Source organism: Phreatobacter sp. GW821-FHT04C01, assembly GCF_059420385.1.
In genome coordinates this window covers 243,305-269,660 of sequence record NZ_JBWKTP010000002.1, presented here as the reverse complement: position 1 = coordinate 269,660, position 26,356 = coordinate 243,305, and the positions used below count along the sequence as shown (strand labels likewise).

At 67.5% G+C, this 26,356-nt stretch carries 23 protein-coding genes; 7 read left to right on the top strand and 16 right to left on the bottom strand.

From position 1 onward, the window contains the following. Nucleotides 1–66: 66 nt before the first annotated feature. Nucleotides 67–843, bottom strand: a complete 777-nt coding sequence (locus AC07WJ_RS08230; RefSeq protein WP_494934076.1) for an esterase/lipase family protein — start codon at nucleotides 841–843, stop codon at nucleotides 67–69. Nucleotides 844–1,153: 310 nt separating this feature from the next. Then, nucleotides 1,154–3,208, bottom strand: coding sequence for a WS/DGAT/MGAT family O-acyltransferase (locus tag AC07WJ_RS08225; RefSeq protein WP_494934075.1), 2,055 nt, complete (start codon nucleotides 3,206–3,208; stop codon nucleotides 1,154–1,156). 244 nt (nucleotides 3,209–3,452) lie between these two features. Between AC07WJ_RS08225 and AC07WJ_RS08220 the strand changes: the two genes are divergently transcribed. The 3 genes from AC07WJ_RS08220 to phaZ all read left to right on the top strand — a co-directional run bounded on the left by AC07WJ_RS08220 (nucleotide 3,453) and on the right by phaZ (nucleotide 8,074). Then, complete coding sequence (locus tag AC07WJ_RS08220; protein WP_494934074.1) at nucleotides 3,453–5,150, top strand: long-chain-fatty-acid--CoA ligase; 1,698 nt, start codon at nucleotides 3,453–3,455, stop codon at nucleotides 5,148–5,150. 48 nt (nucleotides 5,151–5,198) lie between these two features. Further along, entirely contained in the window at nucleotides 5,199–7,115 is a 1,917-nt protein-coding gene (locus AC07WJ_RS08215; protein WP_494934073.1) for an alpha/beta fold hydrolase, read from the top strand. 125 nt (nucleotides 7,116–7,240) lie between these two features. Continuing rightward, nucleotides 7,241–8,074 carry a poly(3-hydroxyalkanoate) depolymerase gene (phaZ, locus tag AC07WJ_RS08210; RefSeq protein ID WP_494934072.1) on the top strand — a complete coding sequence of 278 codons (834 nt, stop codon included), beginning with the start codon at nucleotides 7,241–7,243 and terminating at the stop codon, nucleotides 8,072–8,074. Nucleotides 8,075–8,096: 22 nt separating this feature from the next. Here phaZ and AC07WJ_RS08205 read toward each other — a convergent pair whose 3' ends face one another. The 3 genes from AC07WJ_RS08205 to AC07WJ_RS08195 all read right to left on the bottom strand — a co-directional run bounded on the left by AC07WJ_RS08205 (nucleotide 8,097) and on the right by AC07WJ_RS08195 (nucleotide 10,663). Next, nucleotides 8,097–8,393 carry a methyl-accepting chemotaxis protein gene (locus AC07WJ_RS08205; protein WP_494934071.1) on the bottom strand — a complete coding sequence of 99 codons (297 nt, stop codon included), beginning with the start codon at nucleotides 8,391–8,393 and terminating at the stop codon, nucleotides 8,097–8,099. Nucleotides 8,394–8,645: 252 nt separating this feature from the next. Continuing rightward, nucleotides 8,646–9,935: a hypothetical protein gene (locus AC07WJ_RS08200; protein ID WP_494934070.1), complete on the bottom strand. Its 1,290-nt coding sequence runs from the start codon at nucleotides 9,933–9,935 to the stop codon at nucleotides 8,646–8,648. 128 nt (nucleotides 9,936–10,063) lie between these two features. After that, the gene (locus AC07WJ_RS08195; protein ID WP_494934069.1) at nucleotides 10,064–10,663 is read right to left on the bottom strand and encodes a DUF1134 domain-containing protein; all 600 of its coding nucleotides are present in this window, start codon (nucleotides 10,661–10,663) and stop codon (nucleotides 10,064–10,066) included. 183 nt (nucleotides 10,664–10,846) lie between these two features. Here AC07WJ_RS08195 and AC07WJ_RS08190 point away from each other — a divergent pair, with 183 nt between their 5' ends. Both AC07WJ_RS08190 and map read left to right on the top strand, forming a co-directional pair. Next, the gene (locus tag AC07WJ_RS08190; protein WP_494934068.1) at nucleotides 10,847–11,362 is read left to right on the top strand and encodes a YHS domain-containing (seleno)protein; all 516 of its coding nucleotides are present in this window, start codon (nucleotides 10,847–10,849) and stop codon (nucleotides 11,360–11,362) included. Nucleotides 11,363–11,465: 103 nt separating this feature from the next. Beyond that, a complete protein-coding gene (gene map, locus AC07WJ_RS08185) occupies nucleotides 11,466–12,215 on the top strand; it encodes a type I methionyl aminopeptidase (RefSeq protein WP_494934067.1) in 750 nt (249 codons plus the stop codon). Between the two features lie 15 nt (nucleotides 12,216–12,230). Here the strand turns inward: map and AC07WJ_RS08180 are convergent, their stop codons facing one another. Next, complete coding sequence (locus AC07WJ_RS08180; RefSeq protein WP_494934066.1) at nucleotides 12,231–12,611, bottom strand: VOC family protein; 381 nt, start codon at nucleotides 12,609–12,611, stop codon at nucleotides 12,231–12,233. Between the two features lie 35 nt (nucleotides 12,612–12,646). Further along, on the bottom strand, nucleotides 12,647–13,624 hold the full coding sequence (locus AC07WJ_RS08175; protein ID WP_494934065.1) for a D-2-hydroxyacid dehydrogenase: 978 nt from the start codon (nucleotides 13,622–13,624) through the stop codon (nucleotides 12,647–12,649). 165 nt (nucleotides 13,625–13,789) lie between these two features. On the opposite strand from AC07WJ_RS08175, the gene AC07WJ_RS08170 reads away from it, so the two are divergent. Next, complete coding sequence (locus tag AC07WJ_RS08170; RefSeq protein ID WP_494934064.1) at nucleotides 13,790–14,707, top strand: polysaccharide deacetylase family protein; 918 nt, start codon at nucleotides 13,790–13,792, stop codon at nucleotides 14,705–14,707. A 133-nt stretch (nucleotides 14,708–14,840) separates the two neighbouring features. On the opposite strand, the gene AC07WJ_RS08165 is transcribed toward AC07WJ_RS08170, so the two are convergent. The 9 genes from AC07WJ_RS08165 to AC07WJ_RS08125 form a co-directional block, all read right to left on the bottom strand. Beyond that, a complete protein-coding gene (locus AC07WJ_RS08165) occupies nucleotides 14,841–15,872 on the bottom strand; it encodes an ABC transporter substrate-binding protein (protein ID WP_494934063.1) in 1,032 nt (343 codons plus the stop codon). Nucleotides 15,873–15,986: 114 nt separating this feature from the next. Next, nucleotides 15,987–17,108 (bottom strand): hypothetical protein, encoded by a 1,122-nt coding sequence (locus AC07WJ_RS08160; RefSeq protein WP_494934062.1) that lies wholly within the window; start codon nucleotides 17,106–17,108, stop codon nucleotides 15,987–15,989. 86 nt (nucleotides 17,109–17,194) lie between these two features. Further along, entirely contained in the window at nucleotides 17,195–18,187 is a 993-nt protein-coding gene (locus tag AC07WJ_RS08155; RefSeq protein ID WP_494934061.1) for an NAD(P)H-dependent flavin oxidoreductase, read from the bottom strand. Between the two features lie 118 nt (nucleotides 18,188–18,305). Next, on the bottom strand, nucleotides 18,306–19,685 hold the full coding sequence (gene flbD, locus AC07WJ_RS08150; RefSeq protein WP_494934060.1) for a sigma-54-dependent transcriptional regulator FlbD: 1,380 nt from the start codon (nucleotides 19,683–19,685) through the stop codon (nucleotides 18,306–18,308). Between the two features lie 13 nt (nucleotides 19,686–19,698). After that, nucleotides 19,699–20,070: a flagellar motor switch protein FliN gene (gene fliN, locus AC07WJ_RS08145; protein WP_494934059.1), complete on the bottom strand. Its 372-nt coding sequence runs from the start codon at nucleotides 20,068–20,070 to the stop codon at nucleotides 19,699–19,701. Continuing rightward, entirely contained in the window at nucleotides 20,067–20,708 is a 642-nt protein-coding gene (locus tag AC07WJ_RS08140) for a FliH/SctL family protein (protein ID WP_494934058.1), read from the bottom strand. Before AC07WJ_RS08140 ends, fliN begins: the two co-directional genes overlap by 4 nt. Before the next feature lie 10 nt (nucleotides 20,709–20,718). Further along, nucleotides 20,719–21,804, bottom strand: coding sequence for a flagellar motor switch protein FliG (fliG, locus tag AC07WJ_RS08135; RefSeq protein WP_494934057.1), 1,086 nt, complete (start codon nucleotides 21,802–21,804; stop codon nucleotides 20,719–20,721). Next, nucleotides 21,801–23,465, bottom strand: coding sequence for a flagellar basal-body MS-ring/collar protein FliF (gene fliF, locus AC07WJ_RS08130; protein ID WP_494934056.1), 1,665 nt, complete (start codon nucleotides 23,463–23,465; stop codon nucleotides 21,801–21,803). Before fliF ends, fliG begins: the two co-directional genes overlap by 4 nt. 106 nt (nucleotides 23,466–23,571) lie before the next feature. Further along, nucleotides 23,572–23,949: a hypothetical protein gene (locus tag AC07WJ_RS08125; RefSeq protein WP_494934055.1), complete on the bottom strand. Its 378-nt coding sequence runs from the start codon at nucleotides 23,947–23,949 to the stop codon at nucleotides 23,572–23,574. A 217-nt stretch (nucleotides 23,950–24,166) separates the two neighbouring features. Here AC07WJ_RS08125 and flhA point away from each other — a divergent pair, with 217 nt between their 5' ends. Then, nucleotides 24,167–26,296, top strand: coding sequence for a flagellar biosynthesis protein FlhA (gene flhA, locus AC07WJ_RS08120; RefSeq protein ID WP_494934054.1), 2,130 nt, complete (start codon nucleotides 24,167–24,169; stop codon nucleotides 26,294–26,296). Nucleotides 26,297–26,356 lie beyond the last annotated feature (60 nt).

The window sequence follows — 26,356 nt, the reverse complement described above, 5'->3', positions numbered from 1 at the left end:
CTTCGCGCGACATAAAGGCGGAGCCGCCGGCGGCCCCGCCTTTTTTACGTCCGCGCGGCCTGCCGCTCAGTGCGGGCGTGTCGGATCCGGATAGAAGACCTTGCGCCAGCCGCCGCGATCGAAGGGCTTGAAGCTGCCCTCGGCCTGCGCCAGGCGGTCGGCCACCGCATAGACCGCGGCCGGATTGTGCCCGAGCCCGCAATGGCTGCCCAGCACCTCGATATTCTCGGTGATCGGCCCCTCGACCTCGACACAGCACTGCCAGGCGCAGATGCCGTCGGTGCGGCTGTAGATCGCCGTCGTCGGCACCGGCGGCGCCGTCGCGACCACGCCGCCCATGTGGTTGTCGCGATTGTCGACCTTGTGGCCGGAGGTGAATTCATAGAGGCGCCAGGCATTGGTGGCGGTCGGCGGGCCGGCGAAAGGACTGCCGAGCGTGATCACCGAACGGACCCTGTCGGGCAATGCCTTGGCGAGCTGGCGGGCATAGATGCCGCCGAGGCTCCAGCCGACCAGGCTCACTTTCCGGCCGTGCTCGTCATTGAGCTGTTTCACCCGGTCGAGCATGCGCCGCTCGAAGCCCGGCAGCAGGCCGTAGTTGCGGCCGAGATCCCAACCGTGGGCCGAATAGCCCTGGCCGGCGAGGAAGGTCCTCAGCGGTCCGGTCGACCGGTCGGAGGTGATCAGTCCCGGCAGGACAAGGACCGGATGACCATCGCCCCGCGGAGCGGATGCGATCAGCGGATAGGCCGCCACGAAGGCCGCCAGTTCAGGGATCGCCCGACCTTCCATGAGCAGCAGAGCCGTCGACGGCGGTGCGAGGGTTTCGGATGCGGATGCCATGCCGGTTCCTCTCTCATGCGGGAATCCGGTATCCGAAAGCCCGCTCCTTGGTCCGCGCCGATGTGCGACGGACATCAAAGGTAGATCACTCCATTGCCGTCGCCACAAGCCGGCGGTCCGCGGCTGTGGACAGGCAATGGTTCGTGCCATCCTAGATAGGACGCCGATCGAGGCAGCAAAAGGCCTGGCGCGAGCGGAGGTCCCGTCGGACCTTGCGATCCGATCGGGACCAGCTCGACCGATGGCTCTCGGTCCGCCGCCTCAGGCCGGGACGCCGTGGACGCTGCCGCCCTCGGCGCACCTGCCGCCGCTACTTGGGCGGAGCAGCGGCCTTGGCCTTCGCCGGCGGCGCGGCCTTCGCCTTGGCAGCCGCCGGAGCCTTCGCCTTCGCCGGAGCCTTGGCTTTGGCCGCGGCAGGCGCCTTGGCTTTCGCGGCCGCCGGTGCCTTGGCGGCGGCCGGAGCCTTGGCCTTGGCAGCTGCCGGGGCCTTCGATTTGGCGGCGGCCGGCGCCTTCGCCTTCGCTGCCGCCGGGGCCTTTGCCGCTGCCGGTGCCTTGGCCGCGGCAGGGGCTTTCGACTTGGCGGCGGCCGGAGCCTTCGCCTTCGCCGCAGCTGCTGCCGGAGCCTTCGATTTGGCGGCGGCCGGAGCCTTCGCCTTCGCTGCCGCCGGGGCCTTTGCCGCCGCGGGCGCCTTGGCCGCGGCAGGGGCTTTCGACTTGGCGGCGGCCGGAGCCTTTGCCTTCGCCGCAGCTGCTGCCGGAGCCTTCGACTTGGCGGCGGCCGGAGCCTTCGCCTTCGCCGCGGCCGGAGCCTTTGCCTTTGCTGCGGCCGGAGCCTTCGGTTTCGCAGCTTCCTTCGTCTTCGCCGTTGCCTTCGCCATTGCCGTCTCCTTGGGCTTGGTAGCGACCTCAGCCGCGGCGGCAGGAGCGGCACTGACGCCGAACCTTTTCGCCACGGCTGCCTTCAGTTCGTCCAGGGCGTCGCCGAGATGATCGGCGAGCCTGACGATATCCGGAACCGCGCGGCGGTCGGCGGTCAGGCCGAAATCGAGCTTGTCCAGATAGCTCTGCACTGTCAGGTTGAGCCCAATGCCGTGCACTGGGATAGAGACGGGATAGAGGGCCAGCACCTTGGCGCCGGCGCAGTAGAGCGGGAACGGCGGCCCCTGCGTGTTGGAGATGACCACGTTGGCGCCCATCGGGATGACATCGGCCAATCCCGACTTGCCGAACAGTTGCATCATCCCGGGCAGGAACAGCGGTGCACCGAGCAAGGTGAAGTCCTTGGGCGCCGCATCCTTGGTGACGCCGGCGATCGATTTCGACGTGGTCGCGGTCTTCTGAATCGACATCAGCCGCTCCAGTGGATCGGCAATGTCGGTCGCCAGCGGACAGCTCATGCCGAAGACCTGATTGTTGATGTCGGTATTGCCGGCCTCGCGCAGCGAGATCGGCACGAAGGCGATCAGCGGAGTCGCCGGCAGCGCCTTCTTGTCGAGCAGATATTGGCGGAGCGCGCCTGAGCAGATCGCCATCACCACGTCGTTGATCTTGGTGCCGGTGGCCTTGCCGATCAGCTTGGCGTCGGTCAGCGACAGCGAGCGGGCGGCATAAGCGCGCTGGCCCGATATCGTGACGTTGAACGGCGTCTTCGGCGGCAGCACGGTCGGCAGCGTCGGCGGCCCGCTCTCGGCCTTGTCCTTGTCGCTCCCCGGAGCCAGCAGGCCGGCGACCGTCGTCAGCATCTGCGCGCCGGCGGCGAGCACCGTGAAGTGCTGGCGCACCGCATTGCTCATGAGGGTATTGAGATTGGCGAGAGCCCTTTCGGCCGGGTCTGGCTTGGGCTTTTTCGGGGCCGGCTCCGGCGGCGGCTCGACCTCGCGCGGCGTCTCCGAGATATCGTAGAGCGCCTTGGTGATCACCATGCCGGCGCCGCCGTCGACGGCGGCATGATGCACCTTCGAATAGAGCGCCACCTGACCGTTCTCGAAGCCCTCGATGACGGTGAACTGCCAGAGCGGACGCGACCGGTCGAGCGTCACCGAATGCAGGTCGCCGACCATCGCCTCGAGCTGCGCGAAGGTCCCGGGCTTGGGCAGGCTGGTGTGCTTGATGTGGTAGTCGAGATCGACATTGGAAGCATCGACCCAGCCTGGATGGTCGAGGTCGAGAACCGTGCGCGCGAGCTTCTTGGAAAAGATCGGGATCAGGTGCAGGCGCGTGGCGAAGAAGGTGCGGAAATGGTCGTAGAACGATCCGCTCAGGCCGTGCGGTTTTTCATAGAGCGTCAGCCCCGCGACATGCATCGGAGTTTCGGGCGTTTCCATGTAGAGAAACGTAGCGTCGATGCCGCTGAGCTGTTTCATCTTCGTTTCCCCTGGGGCCGATTTTCTCCTGCGCCGTGGCGGAGGGCCTAGCGCGGGGCTCGGTGCCACCATTGAACGCCGATACGCTAACCGAAGGCAAGTCCATCCTCTCCTCAGTCAAGCTGCTGATTTTTCGTGATTCTCGCAAGCTATTCGCGCGACCTCTCCGAGAGCGGCCTCTTGAACGCGACAGCCAAGCCGCTCTAAGCTCGCCACAACGAAAAAATAGCGGGAGGGTAAGCTCTTGGACCGGTTCTGGCTGAAGTCTTATCCGGCCGGCGTTCCTGAGAACGTCGACGTCAACAAGTACTCCTCCGTGGTGGCTCTGCTCGAAGAGAGCTTCGCCAAATATCGCAACGACAAAGCCTATATCTGCATGGACAAGGCACTCACGTTTGGTGAGGTCGATGCACTGTCTGCGGCACTCGCCGGCTATCTTCAATCACGCGGTTTGAAGAAGGGCGATCGCGTCGCGATCATGATGCCCAACGTCCTGCAATACCCGGTCGCTGTCGCCGCCGTGCTGCGCGCCGGCTTCATCGTCGTCAATGTCAATCCGCTCTACACGCCGCGCGAGCTGGCGCACCAGCTGAAGGACTCCGGCGCCCAGGCGATCATCATCCTGGAGAACTTCGCCGCGACGCTCGGCGAGGTGATCGCCGAGACGCCGATCAAGCATGTGATCCTGGCTGCGGTCGGCGACCTCCTCGGCTTTCCGAAAGGCACCATCGTCAACTTCGTGCTGCGCAATGTGAAGAAGGCGATCCCCGCCTATTCGCTGCCCGGCGCGATCCGCTTCAACACTGCGCTGGCCCGCGGCCGGAGCCTTGCTTTCGCCAAGCCGGAGATCACGCCCGACGACGTCGCGGTGCTGCAATATACCGGCGGCACCACCGGTGTCTCCAAGGGCGCCACGCTGCTCCACCGCACGCTGATCGGCAATCTCCTGGCCTCCGAGGCCTGGACCCAGCCGGGGCTCAGGCGCAAGCCGATCGAAGGCCAGCCGGTCTTCATCTGCGCGCTGCCGCTCTATCATGTCTTCGCCTTCGTCTCCTGCGCGCTGCTCGCCATGCGCATGGGCGGCGTCAATGTGCTGATCCCCAATCCGCGCGACCTCGGCGGCCTGATCAAGGAACTGGCGAAGTACCGCTTCAACGTCATGCCCGGCGTCAACACGCTGTTCAACGGGCTGGCCAATCATCCCGACTTCGCCAAGCTCGACTTCTCGCATCTCCTGATCGCCAATGGCGGCGGCATGGCGGTGCAGGAAGCGGTGGCGAAGAAATGGCTCGCCCTGACCGGCTGCCCGATCGTCGAGGGCTACGGCCTGTCCGAGACCTCCGCCGGCGTCACCTGCAACCCGACGGATTCCTCGGCCTATACCGGCACGATCGGGCTGCCTCTGCCCAATGTCGAGATCCGCCTGCTCGACGACGACGGCAAGGATGTGCCGCTCGGTTCGCCCGGCGAAATCGCCATTCGCGGCCCGCAGGTGATGGCCGGCTACTGGCAGCGCCCGGACGAGACGGCCAATGTCATGACCCCGGACGGCTTCTTCAAGTCGGGCGATATCGGCATCATGGACGAGCGCGGCTACATCACCATCGTCGACCGCAAGAAGGACATGATCCTGGTCTCCGGCTTCAACGTCTATCCCAACGAGATCGAGGGCGTGGCGGTGAGCCATCCCGGCGTGCTCGAATGCGCCGTGGTCGGCGTGCCCGACCGCAATTCCGGCGAGGCCGTGATGATGTTCGTGGTCCGCAAGGATCCAAACCTCACCAAGGAAGAACTGATGAAGTTCTGCATGGACAATCTCACCGGTTACAAGAAGCCGAAATATATCGAGTTCCGCACCGATCTGCCGCGCACCAATGTCGGCAAGATCCTGCGCCGCGAACTGCGCGACCAGGCGATCAAGGACATGACCAAGGCCGCCTGACCGACCACCCGACCGCTTCGCATGATCACATGACCAGGAGCATGACCCATGGCCCGCGCCCCGGCACCCAAGTCCACTGTTGCCAAGACGGCAGCTGCAAAAGCCGCCACTGCCAAGCCCGGCGCATCCGGCAGGGCCGCGCCGGCGAAGGCGAAAGGCAAGGCGAAGGCCGAGCCCGCCGAGATGCCCGCCACGCCCGCCGCGACGCGCGCGGCCGAGGCCAAGACGGGCGCAGCCAAGGCGGGGGCGGCGAAACCGTCCGCCGAAGCCAGGCCAGCGGCCCGGTCGCTCGCTGACGAGATCGCCGAGGAGGCCTCGCAGAATACCCTGGCGCTCAATCCGCTGGTCGGCCTGCGCGGCGAGGATCTCATGAGCGCCGCGAAGACGGTGATCGGCGCGCTGGCGGCCCAGCCGCAGATCGTCGCCCAGCAGTGGATGGGCTTTCTCGGTGAGCTCGGCAAGATCGTCACCGGCCGGTCCGAGGTCGCGCCCGACCCGAAGGACAAGCGTTTCGCCCATCCCTCCTGGAGCGAGAACGCGCTGCATCGCGGCCTCATGCAATCCTATGTCGCCTGGGCCAATACCGTGACCGAGGCGGTCGCCAAGACCAGCCTGCCCGACAAGGACGCCGCCCGCGCGCGCCTGGTCACCTCGATCTTCGTCGACGCCATGTCGCCGTCGAACACCCTGATCGGCAATCCGCTGGCCCTGAAGCAGGCCGTCGACAGCAAGGGACAGAGCCTGCTCGACGGCATGAAGAACTACCTTGCCGACCTCGCGCAGAATGGCGGCCTGCCGAGCCAGGTCGACATGTCCAAGTTCAAGGTCGGCGAGAACCTCGCCAACACGCCGGGCACGGTGGTGTTCAAGAACGAGGTGCTGGAACTCATCCTCTACACCCCGACCACCGACAAGGTCTTCGCGCGCCCGCTGCTGATCGTGCCGCCGCAGATCAACAAATATTATGCGGTCGACATGTCGCCGAACAAGAGCATGATCCGCTTCCTGCTCGCCAACGGCATCCAGCCCTTCTGCATCTCCTGGCGCAACCCCACCGCCCGCCAGCGCGACTGGGGTCTCGACACCTATATCCAGGCGCTCGACGAGGCGGTCGACGCGGCCCGCGAGATCACCGGCCAGGACACGATCAACGTCATGGGCTCGTGCTCGGGCGGCATCACCACATCGACCTATGCCGGCTGGCTCGCCGGCCAGAAGCTGGACAAGCTCAACGGCATCGTCCTGGCGGTCTGCGTGATCGATACCGAGGCCGGCGCCGACACCGATTTCTCCGCCCTTGTCACCCCGGAGACCGTGCTCGCCGCCAAGCAGATGTCGGCCACGAGAGGTATTCTCGACGGCCACGAACTGGCCAAGATGTTCGCCTGGATGCGGCCGAACGACCTGATCTGGAACTACTGGGTCAACAACTACCTGATGGGCAACCAGCCGCCGGCCTTCGACATCCTGTTCTGGAATGCCGACACGACCCGGCTGCCGGCGCGCCTGCACGGCGACTTCCTCGACCTGATCTTCACCAATCCCTTCGTCAACGCCAACAAGATGGCGATCCACGGCACGCCGATCGACATGCAGAAGGTCACGGCCGAGACCTATGTCATCGGCGGCACGACCGATCACATCACGCCCTGGAAGGCGGTCTATCAGACCGCCCGCATCTATGGCGAAGACACCACCTTCGTGCTGTCCAACTCGGGCCACCTGCAGAGCCTGCTGAACCCGCCGGGCAATCCCAAGGCCTGGTTCGTCACCGGCAAGGCCGGACAGGCCGATGCCGATGCCTGGGCCGCCGGCGCGGCCAAGCAGGAGGGCTCCTGGTGGACCCATTGGGTCGACTGGCTGAAGCAGCGCGGCAATGGCGAGGTGGCCGCGCCGAAACAGGCCGGCAGCAAGACGCACAAACCCATCGGCCCGGCACCCGGCACCTATGTGTTCGAGCCCTGAGGCCGGCCGCCTTATCCCCAGGTCCACCGGCGGATGCTGCGGCAAACGGCGATCTGCTAACCTTCGTGCCGACCAAGCCCGATCGGTGATTCCCCGCGCCGGCGCGCGCCCCTGAGGAGCATGCCTTGACCCAAGCCCGGACTGCCCCAGCGAGCCCGCCGGCCTTCGACATCAGGATGATCGACGTCGGCGGGCAGGTCCTGCGCGTCGGCATCAAGTCCGGCGCCAAGAACAAGCCGCCGCTGCTGATGTTCAACGGCATCGGCGCCAATCTCGAGCTCGCCGAGCCGTTCTTCGAGGCGCTCACCGAGACCGAGGCGGTGATCTTCGACGTGCCCGGCATCGGCGGCTCGCCGGCGCCCACCTTGCCCTACCGGCCCTCGACGATGGCAAGGCTCGCCTACGACCTGATCGTCCAGCTCGGCTACGATCAGGTCGACGTCTCCGGCGTATCCTGGGGCGGCGGCCTCGCGCAGCAATTCGCCTTTCAGTTCCCCAAGGTCTGCCGCCGGCTCGTCCTGGTTTCGACGTCGGCCGGCATGATCATGCTGCCGGGCGCGCCCAATGTGCTGGCCAAGATGGCGAGCCCGCAGCGCTATACCGACCGCGGCTACATGAAATCGATCGCCGCCGAGATCTATGGCGGCGCCTTCCGCAAGGACCCGAACCTGATCGACCGTCACGCGGCGGCCATGCGCGGCTCGTCGCAATATGGCTATACGCTGCAGCTTCTGGCCATGCTCGGCTGGACCAGCGTGCCCTGGCTGTGGATGCTGCAGCAGCCGACCCTCATTCTGTCGGGCACCGACGATCCGCTGATCCCGGTGATCAATGCGCGCCTGCTGGCGACGCTGATCCCGAAGGCGCGCCTGGAACTGATCGACGACGGCCATCTGTTCGTGGTGACCGATCCGGCGCGCTCCGCGGCCATGGTCGAGGCCTTCCTCAACGAGCCGTAGGCCCTGCCCCTTCGACCGGATTTCAGGCCTCGGCCGGCTTCAGCTGCTTGCCGACGACGGCAACCGCCTGGACGAAGCTCTGCGCAGCCTCGATCGCGATGGCGAGCGAGGCCAATGTATCGGCGAGATCATCGGGCAGGGCGCGCAAGGCCGCGATCTCCGCCTGGATTCGGCCGGCGGCCGCGCAGGCATGCTCGGTGAGCCCGGCCGCCGCCGCGGCCACCACCGTGAAACCTTTGCCGGCCTCGCCGGCCTCCGCCAGTTCCATCGTCGCGTGCAGTGCCAGCAGGTTGAACTGCTCGGCGATGCTGGTGATCATGCGTCGTGCCCCGTCCACGGTCCGGACCGCGCCACGCGTCCGGGCGTGGCCATCGCCGCGACTGCTATCGCCGCGCGCAAGGCGTTATCGGCCCGGCCCTGGTTGACTGGCATGCGGCCGGCCGCCTCGGGCGGCACGGACGTCGGCGGCTGATTCGGCATGGCGCCCTCCTCGCGTCCGCCTGCGATGGCCTGCCGGGCGGCCTTGTTGCAAGCCAAATCCGTCAACGTCGAATGTGCAGGGCCGGGCCGACTATTCGGCGGGCTGTTCCGCCCCGTTGACCGGCGTCGGAGCGGCGGCCCCCGCATGGGCCTGAATGGCCAGGATGCGGTCGGCCAGGCTGAGCTCGCCACGCACCTTGCCGGTCTTGCCGGCGGCATAGTCGGCAAGCATGGCCTCGATCTTCGAATTCGGCCCTTCGAGCAGCGCCGTCACGCGGGCGACTTCGACCGCCACCGCGCTGACCCGTTCGCGCAGCAGGGCGTTGTCCCGGCCGTCGCGGCTCTTGGCCGCCTCGATGTCACGTTTCAATTGAGCGAGATCGCGCTGGATCTTCTCGCGGTCGTCCCGCGCCTGGGCCAGCGAACCGTCCAGCACGCCCTTTTCGGCCTTCAGCGTTTCCGCGGTTTCCCTGAGGCCCTTGACGGTTTCGGTATTGCGCATGGTCTGGGCCGCCAGCTTGGTCTTGAGTTTGTCGCGCTCGGCCTCCAGCGTGGCGAGCGCGCGCTCGGCGGCGTCGCGCGCCTCCTGCTCGCGGCTCGCCCGCTGCTGCTCGGTGGCGATCGCGCCCTTCAGATTCTCGATCTCCACCTTCAGCTGCGCGGTCCGGCTCGCCTCGGCGTCGAGGCTCGCGCGCAGCGCCGTGATGGTGTCGCCAAGCTCACCCGCCCGCTGACGCTCAGCCGTGAGCACGGTCGCGGTTTCCGCGAATGACTGCCGGTGACCGGCAAGGTCGGTCTCGGCCTCAGCGAAACTCTTGCTGAGCTGGGTCACCTGGCTGCGCAGGTTTTCCGTCTGCGTGCGAAGCGCCACGATCTCGACGCGCTGGCCATCGCTTTCGACCAGCTTGGCCGCCAGTTCCTTGTCGAGGGCGGCGAACTCGGCTTCCTTCTGCGCCAGGACCGTGGCTGAAACGGTCAGCTCCCTGGCCTTCTCCGCATCGGCGGCGACAGCCGCGGCGAGCGCCGCCTCGAGCTCCGCCTTGCGTGTCTCCAGGCCGGCGACCGTCGCCGCCCGTGCCCGCAGCTCGACGTCCAGGTCGCGCATCGCCTCGGTCCTGCGCGCCAGCTCGATGGTCTGGTCGTTGACCTTGCCCTGCAAGGTCTCCGCGCTCATTTCGAGGCGGCGCGCGGCGACCGCGAATTCGGCGCGCAACTGATCCTTGTCGGCCTTGATCTCCGCCATCGAGAGTGGAATGGCATTCTCGACCCGCCGGGTGGTCAGCCTGACCGCACGCCGCCACACGGCTCCGAGCAGACCGAGCGCCAGGAGCGCGGCCAGCAGGAACCCCAGGGCGAAGACCATGGCGGTCTCGATCGTCACGGTCGGGCTACTCCCATGCGCGTCAGGGTCGGCAACTCCCTTCTGCCACGCCAAAACGGCCGCGGAAAGGTCCGCGGCCGTTCAATCCATATCATGAAAGCAATGTGCCGGGCTTTGCCCGGCACCGGTCAGAACGGGTTCCAGGTCGGGCTCGGCGTGAACTTCAGGTAGCCGCCATTGACGCCCAGGCGCGCGCCGACGCCGGTGCGGATCGGCACCACCAGCATGTTGTCGGCGGCCAGCGCCGTCATGCTGAGCCCGCCGACCAGATAGGCCGAACCGTTGACGCCGAGGAACCGGCGATAGAGATCGTCGGGATTGCGGACGCGGTAGGCCAGCATCATCGTGCGGTCGCCGTCGCCGCCGAAATCGAAGCCGAGCGACGGGCCCTGCCAGAACACCTTGGTGTCGCCGCCGTGCTTGGTATAGAGCACGCCCTCGCCGTAGCGCAGCCCGGCGACGAAGGCCCCCGAGCCTTCCTGACCCAGGATATAGGCACTCGGCTGGCCCCATTGCTGGGTCGCCCGTTCGACCAGGTTGGCCAGCCCCCGGCTGGTGCCGCCGAAAAAGCGATGGCCGGCCGTGACGACCTCGTTGCCGGAAAAAGTCTGCGGCGTTTCCGATTGATAGGACCGCTGCGCCAGCGCCTGTCGGTCGAAACCGACCAGGGCCGTCGCGGCGAGACCGGTCAGGATGGCCCGCCGGTCAAACTTGGAAAGACTGCGCATTGATCACCTCGCGGCAAATGTCGGTGCGGCCGCCTTGGGCACGCCCTTGGGCAAATAAGCTAGTGGATGAAGGTAACCATTTGGTCACCAGGCCATGATTTCGACGTTCTCGGTAACGAAGTGCACACCGTGAATTGCGAAGCTCGCTCAGTGATTCGATGACGTGCAGATTTGGGGAAGATGATGTCGGTGATGAGGCAGTTCCTGCGCCCTCTGGCCTGGACCATGGCGATCACGGGGCTTTATGCGGGCTTTGCCTTGATCATCGCGATGGCCGACGGCCAATCGTCACCACGCGCCGCCACCACCGAGCGGGTTGTGACCGATCGTCTCACCGGGCTCGCCCTCTATGGCATCGACCCGGTCGCCTATTTCACCGACCGCGCGCCACGCGAGGGCCTGCGCGACTATGAACTGCCCTGGGCCGGCGCCACCTGGCGCTTCCTGAACGAGGGCAATCGCGCGGCCTTCATGCGTGATCCCTCGGTCTACGAGCCGCGCTTCGGCGGCTATGACCCGATCGCCGTCGGCGAGGGCAATCCGGCGACCGGCCACCCCTCGGTCTGGAGCATCCACGAGGAGCGGCTCTACGTGTTCCATTCGGAACGCAACCGCGCCCGCTTCGCCGCCGATCCGGAGGCCGCCATCGCCAGGGCCGAGGGCCATTGGCCGGCTTTGCTCGCCACCCTGGTGCCCTGAGCCGGCGCTTCGACAACCGATGCGGCCGGACCGACGGCCGACCTGACGCAGCCGGCGCGCTGGTGTAAGAGGCATTCGCCACCCGCGAGGCTCGAACCGCCAGATGACCATTTCCAATGACGACGACCTGATCCGGCTCAAGGCGATCGGCCGGATCGTCGCCCGTGTGCTCGAGGCCATGGGCGCGGCGATCGAGCCGGGCATGACCACCGCCGAGCTCGACGGCATCGGCCGCGCGCTCCTCGACCAGGCCGGCGCCCGGCCGGCTCCGGAAATGGCCTATGGCTTTCCCGGCGCCACCTGCATCAGCGTCAACGAGGAGATCGCCCACGGCATTCCGGGCGCGCGCATCATCCGGGCCGGCGATCTCGTCAATATCGATGTCTCCGCCGAAAAGGACGGCCTGTTCGCCGATACCGGCGCGTCCTTCCCGGTGCCGCCGGTGTCGGCCAAGGTCGCCAGGCTCTGCCGCGACGGCCGGCGCGCCATGTGGGCCGGCATCCGCGAGGTCGGCGTCAACCGGCCGCTGGCCGGCATCGGCGACGCCGTCGGCGCTTTCGCCGCCAGGAACGGCTACACGCTGGTGCGCAATCTCGCGAGCCACGGCGTCGGCCATTCCCTGCACGAGGAGCCGACCGAGATCGCCACCTGGCCGGATCGCTCCGAGCGGCGGCGGATGACCGAGGGCCTGGTCTTCACCATCGAGCCGTTCCTGTCGCTCGGCGCCGAATGGGCCGAGGACGGTGACGACGATTGGACGCTCTACAGCGCGCCGATGGCGCCGACGGTGCAGTACGAACACACCGTCGTCGCCACCCGCAACGGCGCCGTCGTGGTGACCTTGGCCGGCTGACGGGCCCCGCCGGCTTCATTCCGGCGCGTGGCAGACCGCCTCGATATTGTAGCCGTCCAGGTCACGGACGAAGGCGCCGTAATAGGTCGGGTGGTAATGCGCGCGGATGCCTGGCGCACCATTGTCGGTGCCGCCGGCGGCGAGCGCCGCGCGGTGGAAGGCGTCGACCTCGGCGCGTGTCGCCGCGCTGAAGGCGATATGCAGGCGGCCCTGGTGCGCGCCGCCGCCGCTGACCCAGAAGAACGGCCGGTCGCCGCCGAAGCCGCTGACCTCGCGTCCCGGATCGGAAAACTCCATCAGGATCTTGATGCCGAGCGGCGCCAGGGCCGCCACGTAGAAGGCGCGGGAGCGCGCATAGTCGCTCGCCGACACACCGAGATGATCAAGTCCGCTCATGCTCTCCTCCCACGTGCGGCGCCCGGCGCCGGTTGCTAGATCACCTGATTGGCAAGCGTCGCCTCGCCGCGGCCGAGCCGCGCCAGGTTCTCGATCAGAAGATCGACCACGCGCGCCTCATAGGCGGCGGTCTCACCGCCGACATGCGGCGTGATCAGCACGTTCTCGAAGCCCCAGAGCGGCGAGGTCGCCGGCAAAGGCTCCTCGCGCAGCACGTCGAGCCCGGCGCCGGCAATGCCGCCCGCCTTGATCGCCTCGATCAGCGCATCCTCGTCGACCACTTTGCCGCGCGCGCAATTGATCAGCAGCGCCGAGGGCTTCATCCGGCCGAGCATGGACGCGTCGATCAGATGCGTCGTCTCCGGCGTCAGCGGACAGGTCAGCGCCACGATGTCGGCTTCCCCGATCGCCTCGGCCAATTGGGCCGGCGAGACCAGGTGGTCGACCCCGTCGAGCTTGACCGAGGTGTCGCGCTTGACGCCGGTCACCTTCATGTCGAAGGCCCGGGCGAAGCGGGCGAGCCTCAGCCCGATGCCGCCGAGCCCGACGATCAGCAGCGACTTGCCGGCGAGCTCGTCCTCGCGCTCGGCCGGATTGCCGATCATCGGTCGCCAGAAGCGCTTGGCCTGGTTGTCCCGGCTCGTATGAATCTTGCGGGTCAGCGCCAGCATCAGGCCCATGGCGTGCTCGGCGACCGCATTGGCGTTGACGCCCTGGGCGCTGGCGAGCCTGATGCCGCGCTGGCGCAGCACGGCGAGATCATACTGGTCGAGGCCGGCGCTGATCGACTGGATGAAGCGCAGCTTGCCGGCACGCTCGACCGGCGCGTTGCGCCACATGCCCGAGACCACCACGACATCCGCCTCGCCGATGCGGGCGGCGAACTCCTCCGCATTGCGCACCTCGAAGGACTTCAGGCCGGTGGCGCGCCGGGCGAATTCCTCGCCCATGCGATAGGCCGCGTGGGCAAAGCAGATGGTGAGATCGGCAGCTGCGGGGAACGATGCGGTCATGGCAAATCCGGACTGGAGGGCTCGAACGGGATCATGGCGCGGCGCCCGGCGAAGGCAACCCGCATGACGAGACGACGGTGGTCGGCATGGCACTTGCCTTGAACCAGCCCGATCCGTCAAACCGCCAGGGCGCGCAGCGCCGCCACCGCTTTCGCATAGGTTGCCATGACCGCTTCCCCGTCCGCCCCGCACCTGCCCGGCCACGGCCGCTACGCCTATAGCCCGATCAAGGCACGGCCGGTCTATGACTGGCCTGGCGGCAAGCGGCTTGCCGTCTATCTCGGCGTCAATCTCGAACACTTCGCCTTCGGCACCGGGCTCGGCGCCGAACTCGCGCCGGCGGGCCCGCAACCCGACGTGCTGAACTACGCCTGGCGCGACTACGGCAACCGTGTCGGGATCTGGCGCATGGTCGACCTGTTCGACCAGTTGCGGCTGCCCGCCTCGGTGCTGGTGAACAGTTCGATCTACGGCTATTGCCCCGAGGTGATGGATGCCTTCCGGGCGCGCGGCGACGAAGTGCTCGGCCATGGCCGCAGCAATTCGGAGCGCCAGGGCGTGCTCGACGAAGTCTCCGAGCGCCAGTTGATCGCCGAGACCACGGCGACGATCACGGCAGCCGAGGGAACGCCGCCGCGAGGCTGGCTCGGCCCCTGGATCTCGCAGAGCCATGTCACGCCGGATCTGCTCGCCGAAGCCGGCTACGGCTACCTGCTCGACTGGTGCCAGGACGACCAGCCGATCTGGTTCGCCACCCGCGACAAGCGGCGCATTCTCAGCCTGCCCTACCCGCAGGAGCTGAACGACATTCCCGCGATCGTGGCGCGCAAGGACTCGGCCGAGCAATTCGCGGCGATGATCATCGACCAGTTCGACGAGATGCTGGAGCAGTCGGCCTCGGGGCCGCTGGTCATGGGCATCGCGCTGCATCCCTATATTGTCGGTCAGCCCTACCGCCTGCGCCATCTGCGCCGGGCGCTCGCCCATATCGCGGAGCGGCGCGAACAGATCTGGCTCTGCACCGCCGGCGCCATCGCCGCCCATGTCGCCGGCCTGCCCGAGGGCATCGTTCCGGGATCGTGAGGGCTGCCCTCATACGGCCGTCCCCGTCCGGCGTCACGACGAGCGTCGCAGGGTCTCTACGTCACCCCCGGCGAGCGCCCTGCGGCAGCCGGTCGATCCGCTCAGCCAGGTGGTTCGAATGCCTGACCTCCCCTCAGCTCATCTTGTAGGCGAGTTCGCGCTCAGCCCGCGGCGGCAGGAATGTCCGGTTGAAGATCTCGGCCGCCGCCGGCGTGCGCGCCAGTTCGTAGCCGGTCACCACCATGCCGATCGCCCGCGTCAGGCGGTCGTCCTTGACGTCGCCCGAACCGATCTCACGCAACTCCGGCGAGATGATCAGCTTGTCGAAGGCATATTGCAGCCGGCGCTTCTCCACGGGGATGTTGACCAGGCCGTCATAGGCCTGCACCGCGGCCATCGCCATGGTCTGATCGGCCGCGACCTCGATGCTCGCCCGGTTCACCGCCTTGACCAGTCCGGCCACGGCGCGCGGATTGTCGCGGATCAGCTTCTGCGACACCATCATGCCGTTGGAATAGAGATCGAGCCCGAAGTCGCCGAAGGCAAACCAGGTGAAATCCTTGTCCGGATCCTGGCGGTTCAGCACCAGGTTGAAATAGCTGGTGATGTTGAACACCAGGGCCGCGTCGATCTGGCCCTGGATCAGCATGGGCTCCTGCAGGTTGGGCGCCATGCTGGTCAGTTTCATCTTGGCGAGGTCGAGATTGTTGGCCTTGGCGAAGACCGGCAGGAGCCGCGTGGTCGGCGTGCCCGGCGCACCGCCCAGCGTGCGTCCCTCCAGGTCGCGGATGGTCTTGATGCCGCTCGACGTCTTGGCGACGAAGGCAAACGGCGGCTGGTTCCACATCTGGTAGACCATCACCGGCGTGTCGGCCGGCCGCGTCGCTGCATTCTGAATAATCGCATTGATGTCGCCGAAGCCTGCATCATAGGCACCGCCCATGATGCGCGTGACGGTGGCGCCCGATCCCTCGCCTTGGTCGATGATCACATCCAGGCCGGCCTCGCGGAAATAACCCTTGTCGCGCGCCACGAAAAACGGCGCATCGGAGCCTTGCGTTTTCCATCCCAGGGTGAACTTGATCGTTGTCGGCGCCTGCGCCCGCACATGTGGCGCGAAAAGCGTCAGGCCGAGGGCTGCGGTCGCTGTCCGGCGAGTGATCATGGTCTTGCTCCGTGCTGAGGCTCACGCGTCGCGTGGCCGGCCATGCCGGAACGAGGCTTCGCAAGAACTTTGCCAAGGCTCGGCGTGAGCGCTTCGGCGCGGTGACGGCCGGCCCTAGCGATGCTCGGGCGGCGCGCGGAAGATCTCCTGCTCCTGGCCCATGCGATTGGCCTGACGCCGGCCGTCGAGTGTCCGGCAGCCATTGCCCGCGATCGCGACGACCACGGCTTCACCACGCAGCACGCGCGTCGTCTGGACGAGGTCGCAGTCGCCGACCGTCCAGCGGTGGCTGAGCTGCTGCAGGCCCGACCAGGACACGACATCGCCGGGCAGGTCGAGCTTTGGCGAGAACCGCCGCGCCTGGGGGTCCCACACCGGCGCGCTGAGCGGCTTGATCCGGTCGAGCGCCTCACCCTCGGCCAGATAGAGCCGGCTTGTCGAGACGTTGCCGACCCGGCGGCAGAACACCACGAAGACGGCATCACCATTGTTCAGCCAGAGGCCATGATTGACGCTGACGTCGCTCGGCGGGGCTCCGCGCCGGCCGGGCGCGGGCACGTCGCGGACGCATTCCGGCGCGCGCCGGCGATGGACCGCCAGGACCTGCGGCGGCAAGGCGTCGAAGCCGGCCCCGGGACCGGCAAGCCGCTGCGCCATGGCGTCGCGCGCATCATTGCCCAGCCGCGGCGCCCGCGGCGAACCGGCGTTTCTGTCGGCATCCCTCCGGCCTTGCTGCCGGTCGATCCAGATGAGATCGGTGCCGAGCGCCGGTATATCGATGATGCCGCCGTGCGCGCCCCCGGGACCATCGACGGTCAGGCTGGAGCGCCGCTCGCCCTGTGCGATCAGCCGTGCCAGCAATGTGGTCGCCTTGGCGCGGTCGAGCAGCACGGCGCGGCCGGCCGGCCCCTGCATGGCCCAGGCCGCGGGCGGAAACACCAGCGGCGACGTGTCAGTCGCACCGCCCGAATCGGGACCGAAGCGCAGCGTTCCATCCGGCGCCGCCGCGTCCACGACGGCGATCTCCCAGGTGGCGTCGGGCGCATAGCCGCGGCTGATCTCGATGACCCCGGAGCGCAGGACGCAACGATCGAGCACGACCGAGCAGCCGAGCCCATGCCCGGACGAATGCCGGCTGCCGTCGGCCGCGACCTGCGCCATCGCGGCGGAACCGGAGCCCAGGCCCAGGCTTCCGGCAAAACCGAGGGCGGCGAGGACGAAACGAAACACGGTCATGGCGATGCTGCCGCAAACGGGAAAGAGGCAGCGCCTCTTCGCCCATCGCGGTTTCAGCCGCCCGACGCCGGGTGTCTCCGCCTGTTTCAGCCGGCGGCGCGCTTCGGCCAATGGGTCGCGCCGGCGAGCTCGGCCTGCGCCGCGACATATTCGCGCTTCAGCCGGCTGACGAACTCACCTGTGCTCTCGACGCCGTTGACCGCGCCGATGCCCTGTCCCGAACCCCAGATGTCGCGCCAGGCCTTGCTCTTCGACGAACCGCCGGAACCGAAACTCATCTTGCTCGGATCGCCGTCGGGCAGATTGTCGGGATCGAGGCCGGCATTGACGATCGAGGCCTTGAGATAGTTGCCGTGCACGCCGGTGAACAGGCTGGAATAGACGATGTCGCCGGCTTTGCCGTCGACGATCGCCTGCTTGTAGGCCTCGGTCGCATTGGCCTCGCGGGTGGCGATGAAGGCCGAGCCGATATAGGCGAGATCGGCGCCCATGGCCTGGGCCGCCAGCACCGCCCGGCCGGTGGCGATCGCTCCCGACAGCGCCAGCGGCCCGTCGAAGAACTGCCGGATCTCCTGGATCAGCGCGATCGGCGAGATCATGCCGGCATGGCCGCCGGCGCCCGCCGCCACCGCGATCAGCCCGTCGGCGCCCTTCTCCAGGGCCTTGCGGGCATGGGTGATGTTGATCACGTCATGCAGCGTGATGCCGCCATAGGAATGGATCGCCTCGTTCAGCTCCGGCCGGGCGCCGAGCGAGGTGATCACGACGGGCACCTTGTATTTGACGCAGAGATCGATGTCGTGCTGCAGCCGGTCGTTCGATTTGTGGACGATCTGGTTGACCGCGAAGGGCGCCGAGGGCGCGTGCGGATTGGCCTCGTCATATGCGCCGAGTTCGTCGATCACCCGCTTCAGCCAGTCTTCCAGCACCGGCCCGGGGCGGGCATTGAGCGCCGGGAAGGAGCCCACGACGCCGGCCTTGCATTGCGCGATGACCAGGTCCGGGTTGGAAACGATGAACAGCGGCGAGCCGATGACCGGAAGCTGGAGGCGGCCGGCGAGCGAGGCGGGAAGCGTCATGGGCTTGGGCGATCCGGGGCTGATGAACGGGACGTGTATCGGCACGTCACGCCATCAAAGCCGATCGCGGCGCGGGGCGAAAGCCCCGTCGGAGGACAGATGGCGACCTTGCCCCGCCTCAGCCGTAGCGCGCCTCGTAACGTGCCTCGCCCTGCGGCGGCGGCGTGACGGCATGGCCCTCGTCGGCATATTGGTTGAGCTTGTTGCGCAATGTCCGGATCGAGATGCCCAGGATATTGGCGGCATGGGTCCGGTTGCCGAGCGTATGGCCGAGCGTATCGAGGATCAGGTCGCGCTCGACATCGGCGACGGTCCGGCCGATGAGCCCGCGGGTCACCGCCTCCGCCACGTCCGCCGCCTGGGCCGCCACCGCATCGCCGCCGCGCCGCTCGTCGAGCCTGGCGCCGTCGGGCGTGCGGATCGCATCGGCGCCGATCTCGGCGCCGGACGACAGCAGCACCGCCCGGTGGATGGTGTTTTCCAGCTCGCGGACATTGCCCGGCCAGCGGGCGACCGTCAGTTGCCGGCGGGCATCGGCCGACAGCACCCGAACCGCCATGCCATTGGCTTCGGCATATTTCTTGGCGAAATGGGCCGCCAGCTCCAGCACGTCGGCCGGCCGGTCGCGCAGCGGCGGCAGCTTCAGGTTCACCACGTTGAGCCGGTAGAGCAGATCCTCGCGGAAAGTGCCCTTGCGCACCTCGTCGGCGAGCGTCCGGTTGGAGGTGGCGAGAATGCGGATATCGACCGGCACCGGCCGGGTGCCGCCGACCCGGTCGATCACCCGCTCCTGGATGGCACGCAGCAGCTTGGACTGCAGCCGGATGTCCATCTCCGAGATTTCGTCGAGCAGCAGCGTGCCGCCATTGGCCTCTTCGAACTTGCCGACCCGGCGCGCCACGGCGCCGGTGAAGGCGCCCTTCTCGTGGCCGAACAATTCGCTCTCCAGGAGATTGTCCGGGATCGCGGCGCAGTTCACCGCCACGAACGGCGCCTTGGCGCGGTTCGACTTGGTGTGGACGTAGCGCGCGAGCACCTCCTTGCCGGTGCCGCTCTCGCCGGTGATCAGGATCGAGGCATCCGAGCCGGCAACCTGGTTGGCCAGCTGCACCACCCGCGCCATCGCCTCGTCGCGATAGATCAGGTGACGGGCGTCATTGGCCACCGCCGCCAGCACCGCCGCGATCAGCTCCGGGTCGGGCGGCAGCGGGATATATTCCTTGGCGCCGGCATGGATCGCCGCGACCGCCGCGCGGGCGTCGTTGGAGGTGCCGCAGGCGACCACCGGCACGGCGATCATTTCGTCCGCCAGCGCCTTCACCAGGGCGCGCACGTCGATCGCCACGTCGACCATGATCAGGTCGGCGCCGCGGGCGCGCATCACCCTCAGCGCGGTATCGATATCCTCGGCATTGGTGACGGCGGCGCCCTTGTCGACCGCCATCTTGGTGGCGATGGAGAGCTGGCCCTTGAGCGTTCCGACGATCAGGAGGCGCATGGTTCGGGTTCCTTCAGCGGTCGGCCTTGATGATTTCGGTCATGGTGACGCCGAGCTTGTCCTCGACCAGCACCACCTCGCCTCGCGCCACGAGGCGATCATTGACATAGATGTCGATGGCTTCGCCGACCTTGCGGTCGAGCTCAAGCACCGCGCCGGGACCGAGCTTCAAGAGCTCGCCGACATCCATGCGCGAGCGGCCGAGCACGGCGGAGACATGCACCGGCACGTCGAACACCGCCTCCAGGTCGGCCGCGGTCTTCGAGCCGCCATCGCCGTCGGCGGCACCGAAGGCGGGAAAACCGCCCTCGCCCGGCACCAGATCGATATCGGCATCCTGTTCGAGATCGGGCAGCGGCATGCCGTTTTCGGGCGTATCGGTCATGGCGTCCTCTCGAAGGTGGCGGGCGTCTCGGGGCCCAGGTAACGCTGCACGGCCTCGGCGATCCTCAAGGCGGTCTCGTCGCGGTCCAGCACGATGCCGCCGGTCGACCATTCGATCCGGCAATCGCCCGGCGCGATGATCGGTTCGGCCAGGATGACCAGGCGTCCGTCGAAGCCGCGTTCGGCGGCGAGCCGGGTCAGCTCGGTGCGGGCATCCTCGAGCAGGTCGTCATGCACGCGCACCACCAGATGCGGCACGCTGCGCAGATTGGTGAAGCAGTCGCCCGCCAGGGCGCGGATCTCGGCCAGCGGCTGGCGCTCGACCAGCGAGGCGGCGAGCTTGGTGGCGACCGCCACCGCGATGTCGATCGCCTCCTGCTCGAGCCGGCTCTCCAGCGCCATCAGCGCGGCCGCCGCGTCGACCATGCGGCTGCCGATGCTGCTGAGCGCCTGCGCCCGCTGCCGCTCGATCGACGCCATGGCCTGGCTCTCGCCCTGCGCCAGGCCGGCCGAATGGCTCTCCTGGCGGGCCAGCGCCACCACGGCCTGATGCTCGACCAGCGTCACCTTGGGCTCGGACTCCTGCTTCGCCTCGGCGGCGAACTCGGTGTCGAACAGGAATTTGACCGGTCTCGTCATCATCGTTGTCCTAGAAGACCAGTTCGTCGTCGGCACGGTTCTTGGAGATCATGATCTCGCCCTTGGCGGCGAGATCCTTGGCGAGGTTGACCAGGATCGCCTGGGCCTCGTCGACATCCTTGAGCCGCATCGGCCCGAGCGCCTGCATGTCGTCCTGCAGCATCTTCGCGGCGCGGGTCGACATCTGCTTCAGGAAGAAGTCGCGCATGGTCTGGGTCGCGCCCTTCAGCGCCACCGCCAGCTTGTCCTTGTCGACCTGGCGCACCAGCGTCTGGGCCGAGCCGGAATCGAGCTTGGCGAGGTCGTCGAAGGTGAACATCAGGTTCTTGATGCGCTCGGCCGAGTCGCGGCTCTGCTCTTCCAGCGCGGTCAGGAAGCGCGTTTCGGTCTGCCGGTCGAACGAGTTGAAGATCTCGGCCATCGCCTCGTGGCTGTCACGGCGGCTGGTCTGCGACAGGTTCGACATGAACTCGGTGCGCAGGGTCTGCTCGATGCGCTCCAGCACGTCCTTCTGGATGGCTTCCATCTTGAGCATGCGGCCGACCACGTCGAGCGCGAATTCCTCGGGCAGGATCGCCAGCACCCGGCCGGCATGTTCCGGCTTGATCTTCGACAGGACGACCGCGACCGTCTGCGGATATTCGTTCTTCAGATAGTTGGCGAGCACCTGCTCCTGCACGTTGGAGAGCTTCTCCCACATGTTGCGGCCGGCAGGTCCCCGGATCTCTTCCATCAGCAGCGCCACGCGCTCGGACGGCATGAATTGCGACAGGAGCCGCTCGGTCGCGTCGAAATTGCCCATCAGGCCGCCGGCCGACGACAGCCGGCCGATGAATTCGAGCAGCAGGCCCTCGACCACCTCGGCGCCGATATTGCCGAGCTGCGACATCGCGATCGACAATTGGCGGATCTCGTCGTCGTCCAGCATCTTCCAGATCCTGGCCGAGACCTTGTCGCCGAGCGACAGCATCAGCACGCCGGCGCGCTGGGCGCCGGTCAGTCCCTTGGCCGCATCGGTCGAGACCCGGCCGCCGCCGGAGAGGGCGGCGAGCGCGGAGGCGAATTCGCTTTCGCGGGCGGTGCCGGCGCTGCTCATTTCGGCTCCGCATCGCTCAGCCACTGACGGATGATCGACACCGTCTCATGGGGGTTCTTGTCGACCAGCTCGCCGACCTTGGCGAGCGAGGCGGCATGCACTTCACCGTGGATCTGGGCCATCTCGATCATGCGCATGGTCGGGTTGTCGGACGGCACCAGCGGCGGCGCCGGGACCGGCAGGCTGGCGGCGGCGGCCTGGGTCGCCGCCTCCGCGGCAGCGGCGCCCGCCGACGCCGCCGCGACGGCAGGCAGCTTGGCCGGCGGATCGGGCGTCACGATGCGCTTCAGCAGCGGCCGGACCACGAACAGGATGACCAGACCGGAGACGAGCAGCAGCACGGCGAGCTCGATGCCCGAGCGGACGTCGTCCTTGGTCGGTTCATAGACCTGCCACCACGGCCGGGGCGGTTCGAGGGCGGCGAGCTGCGGGCCCTCGGCGAAGCGCAGGTTGACCACCTCGACCTGGTCGCCGCGCCGCTGGTCGAAGCCGATCGACGACCGCACCAGCGCGCCGATCCGTTCGAGCTCTTCGGCCGCGCGCGGCTGGTAGTTGATATTGCCCTGGCCGTCGCGGGCATAGATGCCGTCGACCAGCACGGCGACGGATACCCGCTTGATCCGGCCGCCCTCGACCACCTCGGTGCGCTGGGTGCGGGCGATCTCGTAATTGATGATCTCCTCGGACTTCTTGCTCGCCTCGCGGCTGTTGTTGGCGGCCGCGGTATTGTTGGCGCCGGGCAGTTCGTTGCCGACGGTGACCTGGCCATCGCGATTGCCGTCCGCCGAGCTCGATTGCTCTTCGCGGGTCTGGGTCGACCGCACCACCCGCCGCTCCGGATCGAAATCGTCCGAGGTCTGGGTGATCCGGTTGAAGTCCATGTCGGCGGTGACCTGGACGCGGGCGCGGCCGGGGCCGACGACGGAGGCGATGATGCTTTCGACCTGTTCGCGCAGCCGCTGCTCGTGGCCGACCCGGCGTTCGTCCGCGGTGGTGCCCGACATGCCCGCGGGATCGCCGGCGCCGTCGGCCAGGAGCCGGCCGCCCTCGTCGACGATCGACACCCGCTGCGGCGACAGGCCGCGCACGGCGGAAGCGACCATGTGCCTGATGGCGCGGATCTGCGGCGGCTCCAGCCCGCCGCGCATGCGCAGCACGATCGAGGCCGAAGGCTCGACGCGTTCGCGCGAAAACAGCGGCCGCTCCGGCATGACCAGATGGACCCGCGCCGACTGGACCCGCTCGATGCCGCGGATGGTGCGGGCGAGCTCGCCCTCCAGCGCCCTGAGGTGGTTGATGTTCTGGACGAAGGAGGTCGACGACAGGGCGTCGCCCTTGTCGAACAATTCGTAGCCGACGCCGCCGCCGCGCGGCAGGCCGCCCTCGGCGAGCTGCATGCGCACGCGCGCCACCTGATCCTGGGTGACGAAGATCTGGCCGCCGTCATTGCGGATCTGGAAGCGGATCTGCCGGCGCTCGAGTTCCTTCACGACCTGGGCGGAATCCTCCAGCGTCAGGTCGGAGAACAGGAGCGACATGTTCGGCTGGCTCATCCGGAGGATGATGTAGATGAAAAAGCCGACCAGCCCGAGCGCCACCGCGCCCATGGCGGCGATGCGCGTCGCGCCGATGTTCCTCACGAACTCAAGGATGCCGTTCAAATGCGTCGGGCCTCTTGCACCCCCGAACCGGCGTCGGCCGGTGCGGTGGGCAAGAATTGCCGGGTGGGTGGTTACCAGGGAGTTAACGCGGGCCTAACGATCGCCTTCAGCGCAGCGATTTCAGCACCACCCCGATGCCGCCGGCGAGCAGCCCGAGCATGATGATCGTGTTGAACAGGCTGGTCGGCACGAAATAGATCGTCAGATTGGTCAGGATCCCCGCCAGGATGATCACCACGCCGGCGAACAGGAGCAGGAAGCCGAGGCGCGACCCGCCGTCGAAAAACAGCATGCCGATGCCGAACAGGAGCGGCACCAGCGACAGGCCGAAGGCCGAGTAGCCGCCGAGCGTCCAGGACCCGCCGGAGACGGTGACCTGGGTGGTGAAGAGATAGGCGCCGGCGATCGTCATGCCAAGGCCGACAAAGAACGGGATCAGCCCGCCCGGCGTGCCGCCGGCGCCGCTCAAACGAAAATCCGGCATTCCCTGCTCTCCATGCGATCTGGTCCGGCCCCGGGCCGATGCCAAAGAACTGACATCAGCGCATCCCGGGGGCAAGCCGTAGGCGGGGGCGTGGTGCGCGCATGCCGCAGCCCGGGCCGAAATTGTCGCATGCCCGCGATCGTAACTCTCCGTTAACCATCCCCCCGGCAAATCTTGCCCAGGGCCGTTCATCTCTTCGCCGGCCCGGGGGCGTGGCATGACCGATGTGACGGCAGGTGGGGCGGCAAGGGCCGCCGGCGCGGGAGGTCTGTCGCTCGGCGCCATGACCGGCTGGCTGACCAGGCCGGATCTCTGGATGGCCGTCGGCGTGCTCGGGATCCTGGTGATCCTGATCTTCCCGCTGCCGGCTTTGCTGCTCGACGTCATGCTGGCGGTGTCGATTATCACCTCGGTCATGATCCTGATGACCGGCCTGTTCATTCACAAGCCGCTGGAATTCTCGTCCTTCCCGACCGTCCTCTTGATCGCGACCATGCTGCGGCTGGCGCTCAATCTCGCCTCGACCCGCCTCATCCTGTCGCATGGCCACGAAGGCACGGCCGCCGCCGGCCATGTCATCGAGGCCTTCGGCAATTTCGTGATGGCCGGCAATTTCGTCATCGGCATCATCGTCTTCGCCATCCTGGTGATCGTCAATTTCATCGTCATCACCAAGGGCTCGGGCCGCATCGCCGAGGTCGCGGCGCGCTTCTCGCTCGACGCCATGCCCGGCAAGCAAATGGCGATCGACGCCGATCTCTCCGCCGGCCTGATCGACGAAAAGGTGGCCAAGTCCCGGCGCAAGGAACTGGAAGACGAAAGCTCGTTCTACGGTGCCATGGACGGCGCCTCGAAATTCGTCAAAGGCGACGCCATCGCCGGCCTGCTGATCACCTTCATCAACATCGTCGCCGGCCTGATCATCGGCGTCGCCCAGCAGGGCATGCCGTTCGGCGAGGCAGCGCGCACCTATACCATCCTGACCGTCGGCGACGGCCTGGTCTCGCAGATCCCGGCCCTGATCATCTCGACCGCCGCCGGCCTGCTGGTCTCCAAGGCCGGCGTCACCGGCTCGGCCGACCAGGCCCTGATCCGCCAGCTGACCGGTTATCCGAAGGCGCTCGGCCTGTCGGCCGGCGTCATGGGCCTGATGGCCTTCCTGCCCGGCATTCCCTTCATTCCGTTCTTCGGCCTGGCGGCCCTTGCCGGCTACACCGCCTTCGCGGTGTCGCGGGCCGCCAACCGCACCGCCGCCGCCGAAGTGGTGCAGGCCGCGACCGAGCACGCCGCCGCCAATGCCCCGCCCGCCGAAGAGCCGATGGCCAGCATCCTGAAGATCGACGACTTGAAGGTCGAGCTCGGCTACGGTCTGTTGCCGCTGGTCCAGTCCGAGGGCGGTTCCGACCGGCTGACCGACCAGATCAAGGCGCTGCGCCGGCAATTGGCCACCGACATGGGGTTCGTCATGCCCTCGGTGCGCATCCTCGACAATGTCCAGCTCCAGCCCAACCAATATATCATCCGGGTCAAGGAGGTGGAGGCTGGCCAGGGCTATGTCTGGCCGGCGCAATATATGGTGATGGATCCGATGGGCGGTCAGGTGGACCTGCCCGGCGTGCACACCACCGAACCGACCTTTGGGCTGCCTGCCACCTGGGTCGACGCCAATCTCAAGGAAGAGGCGAGCGTCCGCGGCTACACCGTGGTCGATGCGGCGACCGTGCTGTCGACCCATCTCACCGAGATCCTCAAGGCCAATACCTCGGACCTTTTGAGCTATGCCGAGGTGCAGAAGCTCCTGAAGGAAATGGCCAAGGACCAGGCCGACCTGGTCAAGGACCTGGTGCCGAGCCAGATCACCATTTCCGGCATTCAGCGGGTGCTGCAGGTCATGCTCGCCGAGCGTGTCTCGATCCGCGACCTGCCGGCGATCCTGGAAGGCATCGCCGAGGCGGTGTCGTTCACCCGCTCGCCGACGCAGATCGCCGAGCATGTCCGCGCCCGTCTGTCGCGCCAGCTCTGCGCCCAATATGCCGGGCCCGACGGCGCGCTCGCGCTGATCGCGCTGTCGCCGCGCTGGGAACAGGCCTTCGCCGACTCGATCATCGGCCAGGGCGACGACCGCCAGCTCGCCATGCAGCCCTCGAAACTGTCCGAATTCATCACGCTCGTGCGCGACGCCTTCGAGGATGCCGCCCGTATGGGCGAGGCCCCGGTGCTGCTGACCAGCCCGGGCATCCGCACCTTCGTGCGCTCGATCGTCGAGCGGTTCCGCTCGCAGACGCCGGTGCTCAGCCAGGCCGAGGTCCATCCGCGGGTGCGGCTGAAGACGGTGGGCAGCGTCTGAGCCAGGCGCGCTCCATCCTGCCCGCCATGGCGCGAGGCCGAGCCGCGAGTTAGACATCCC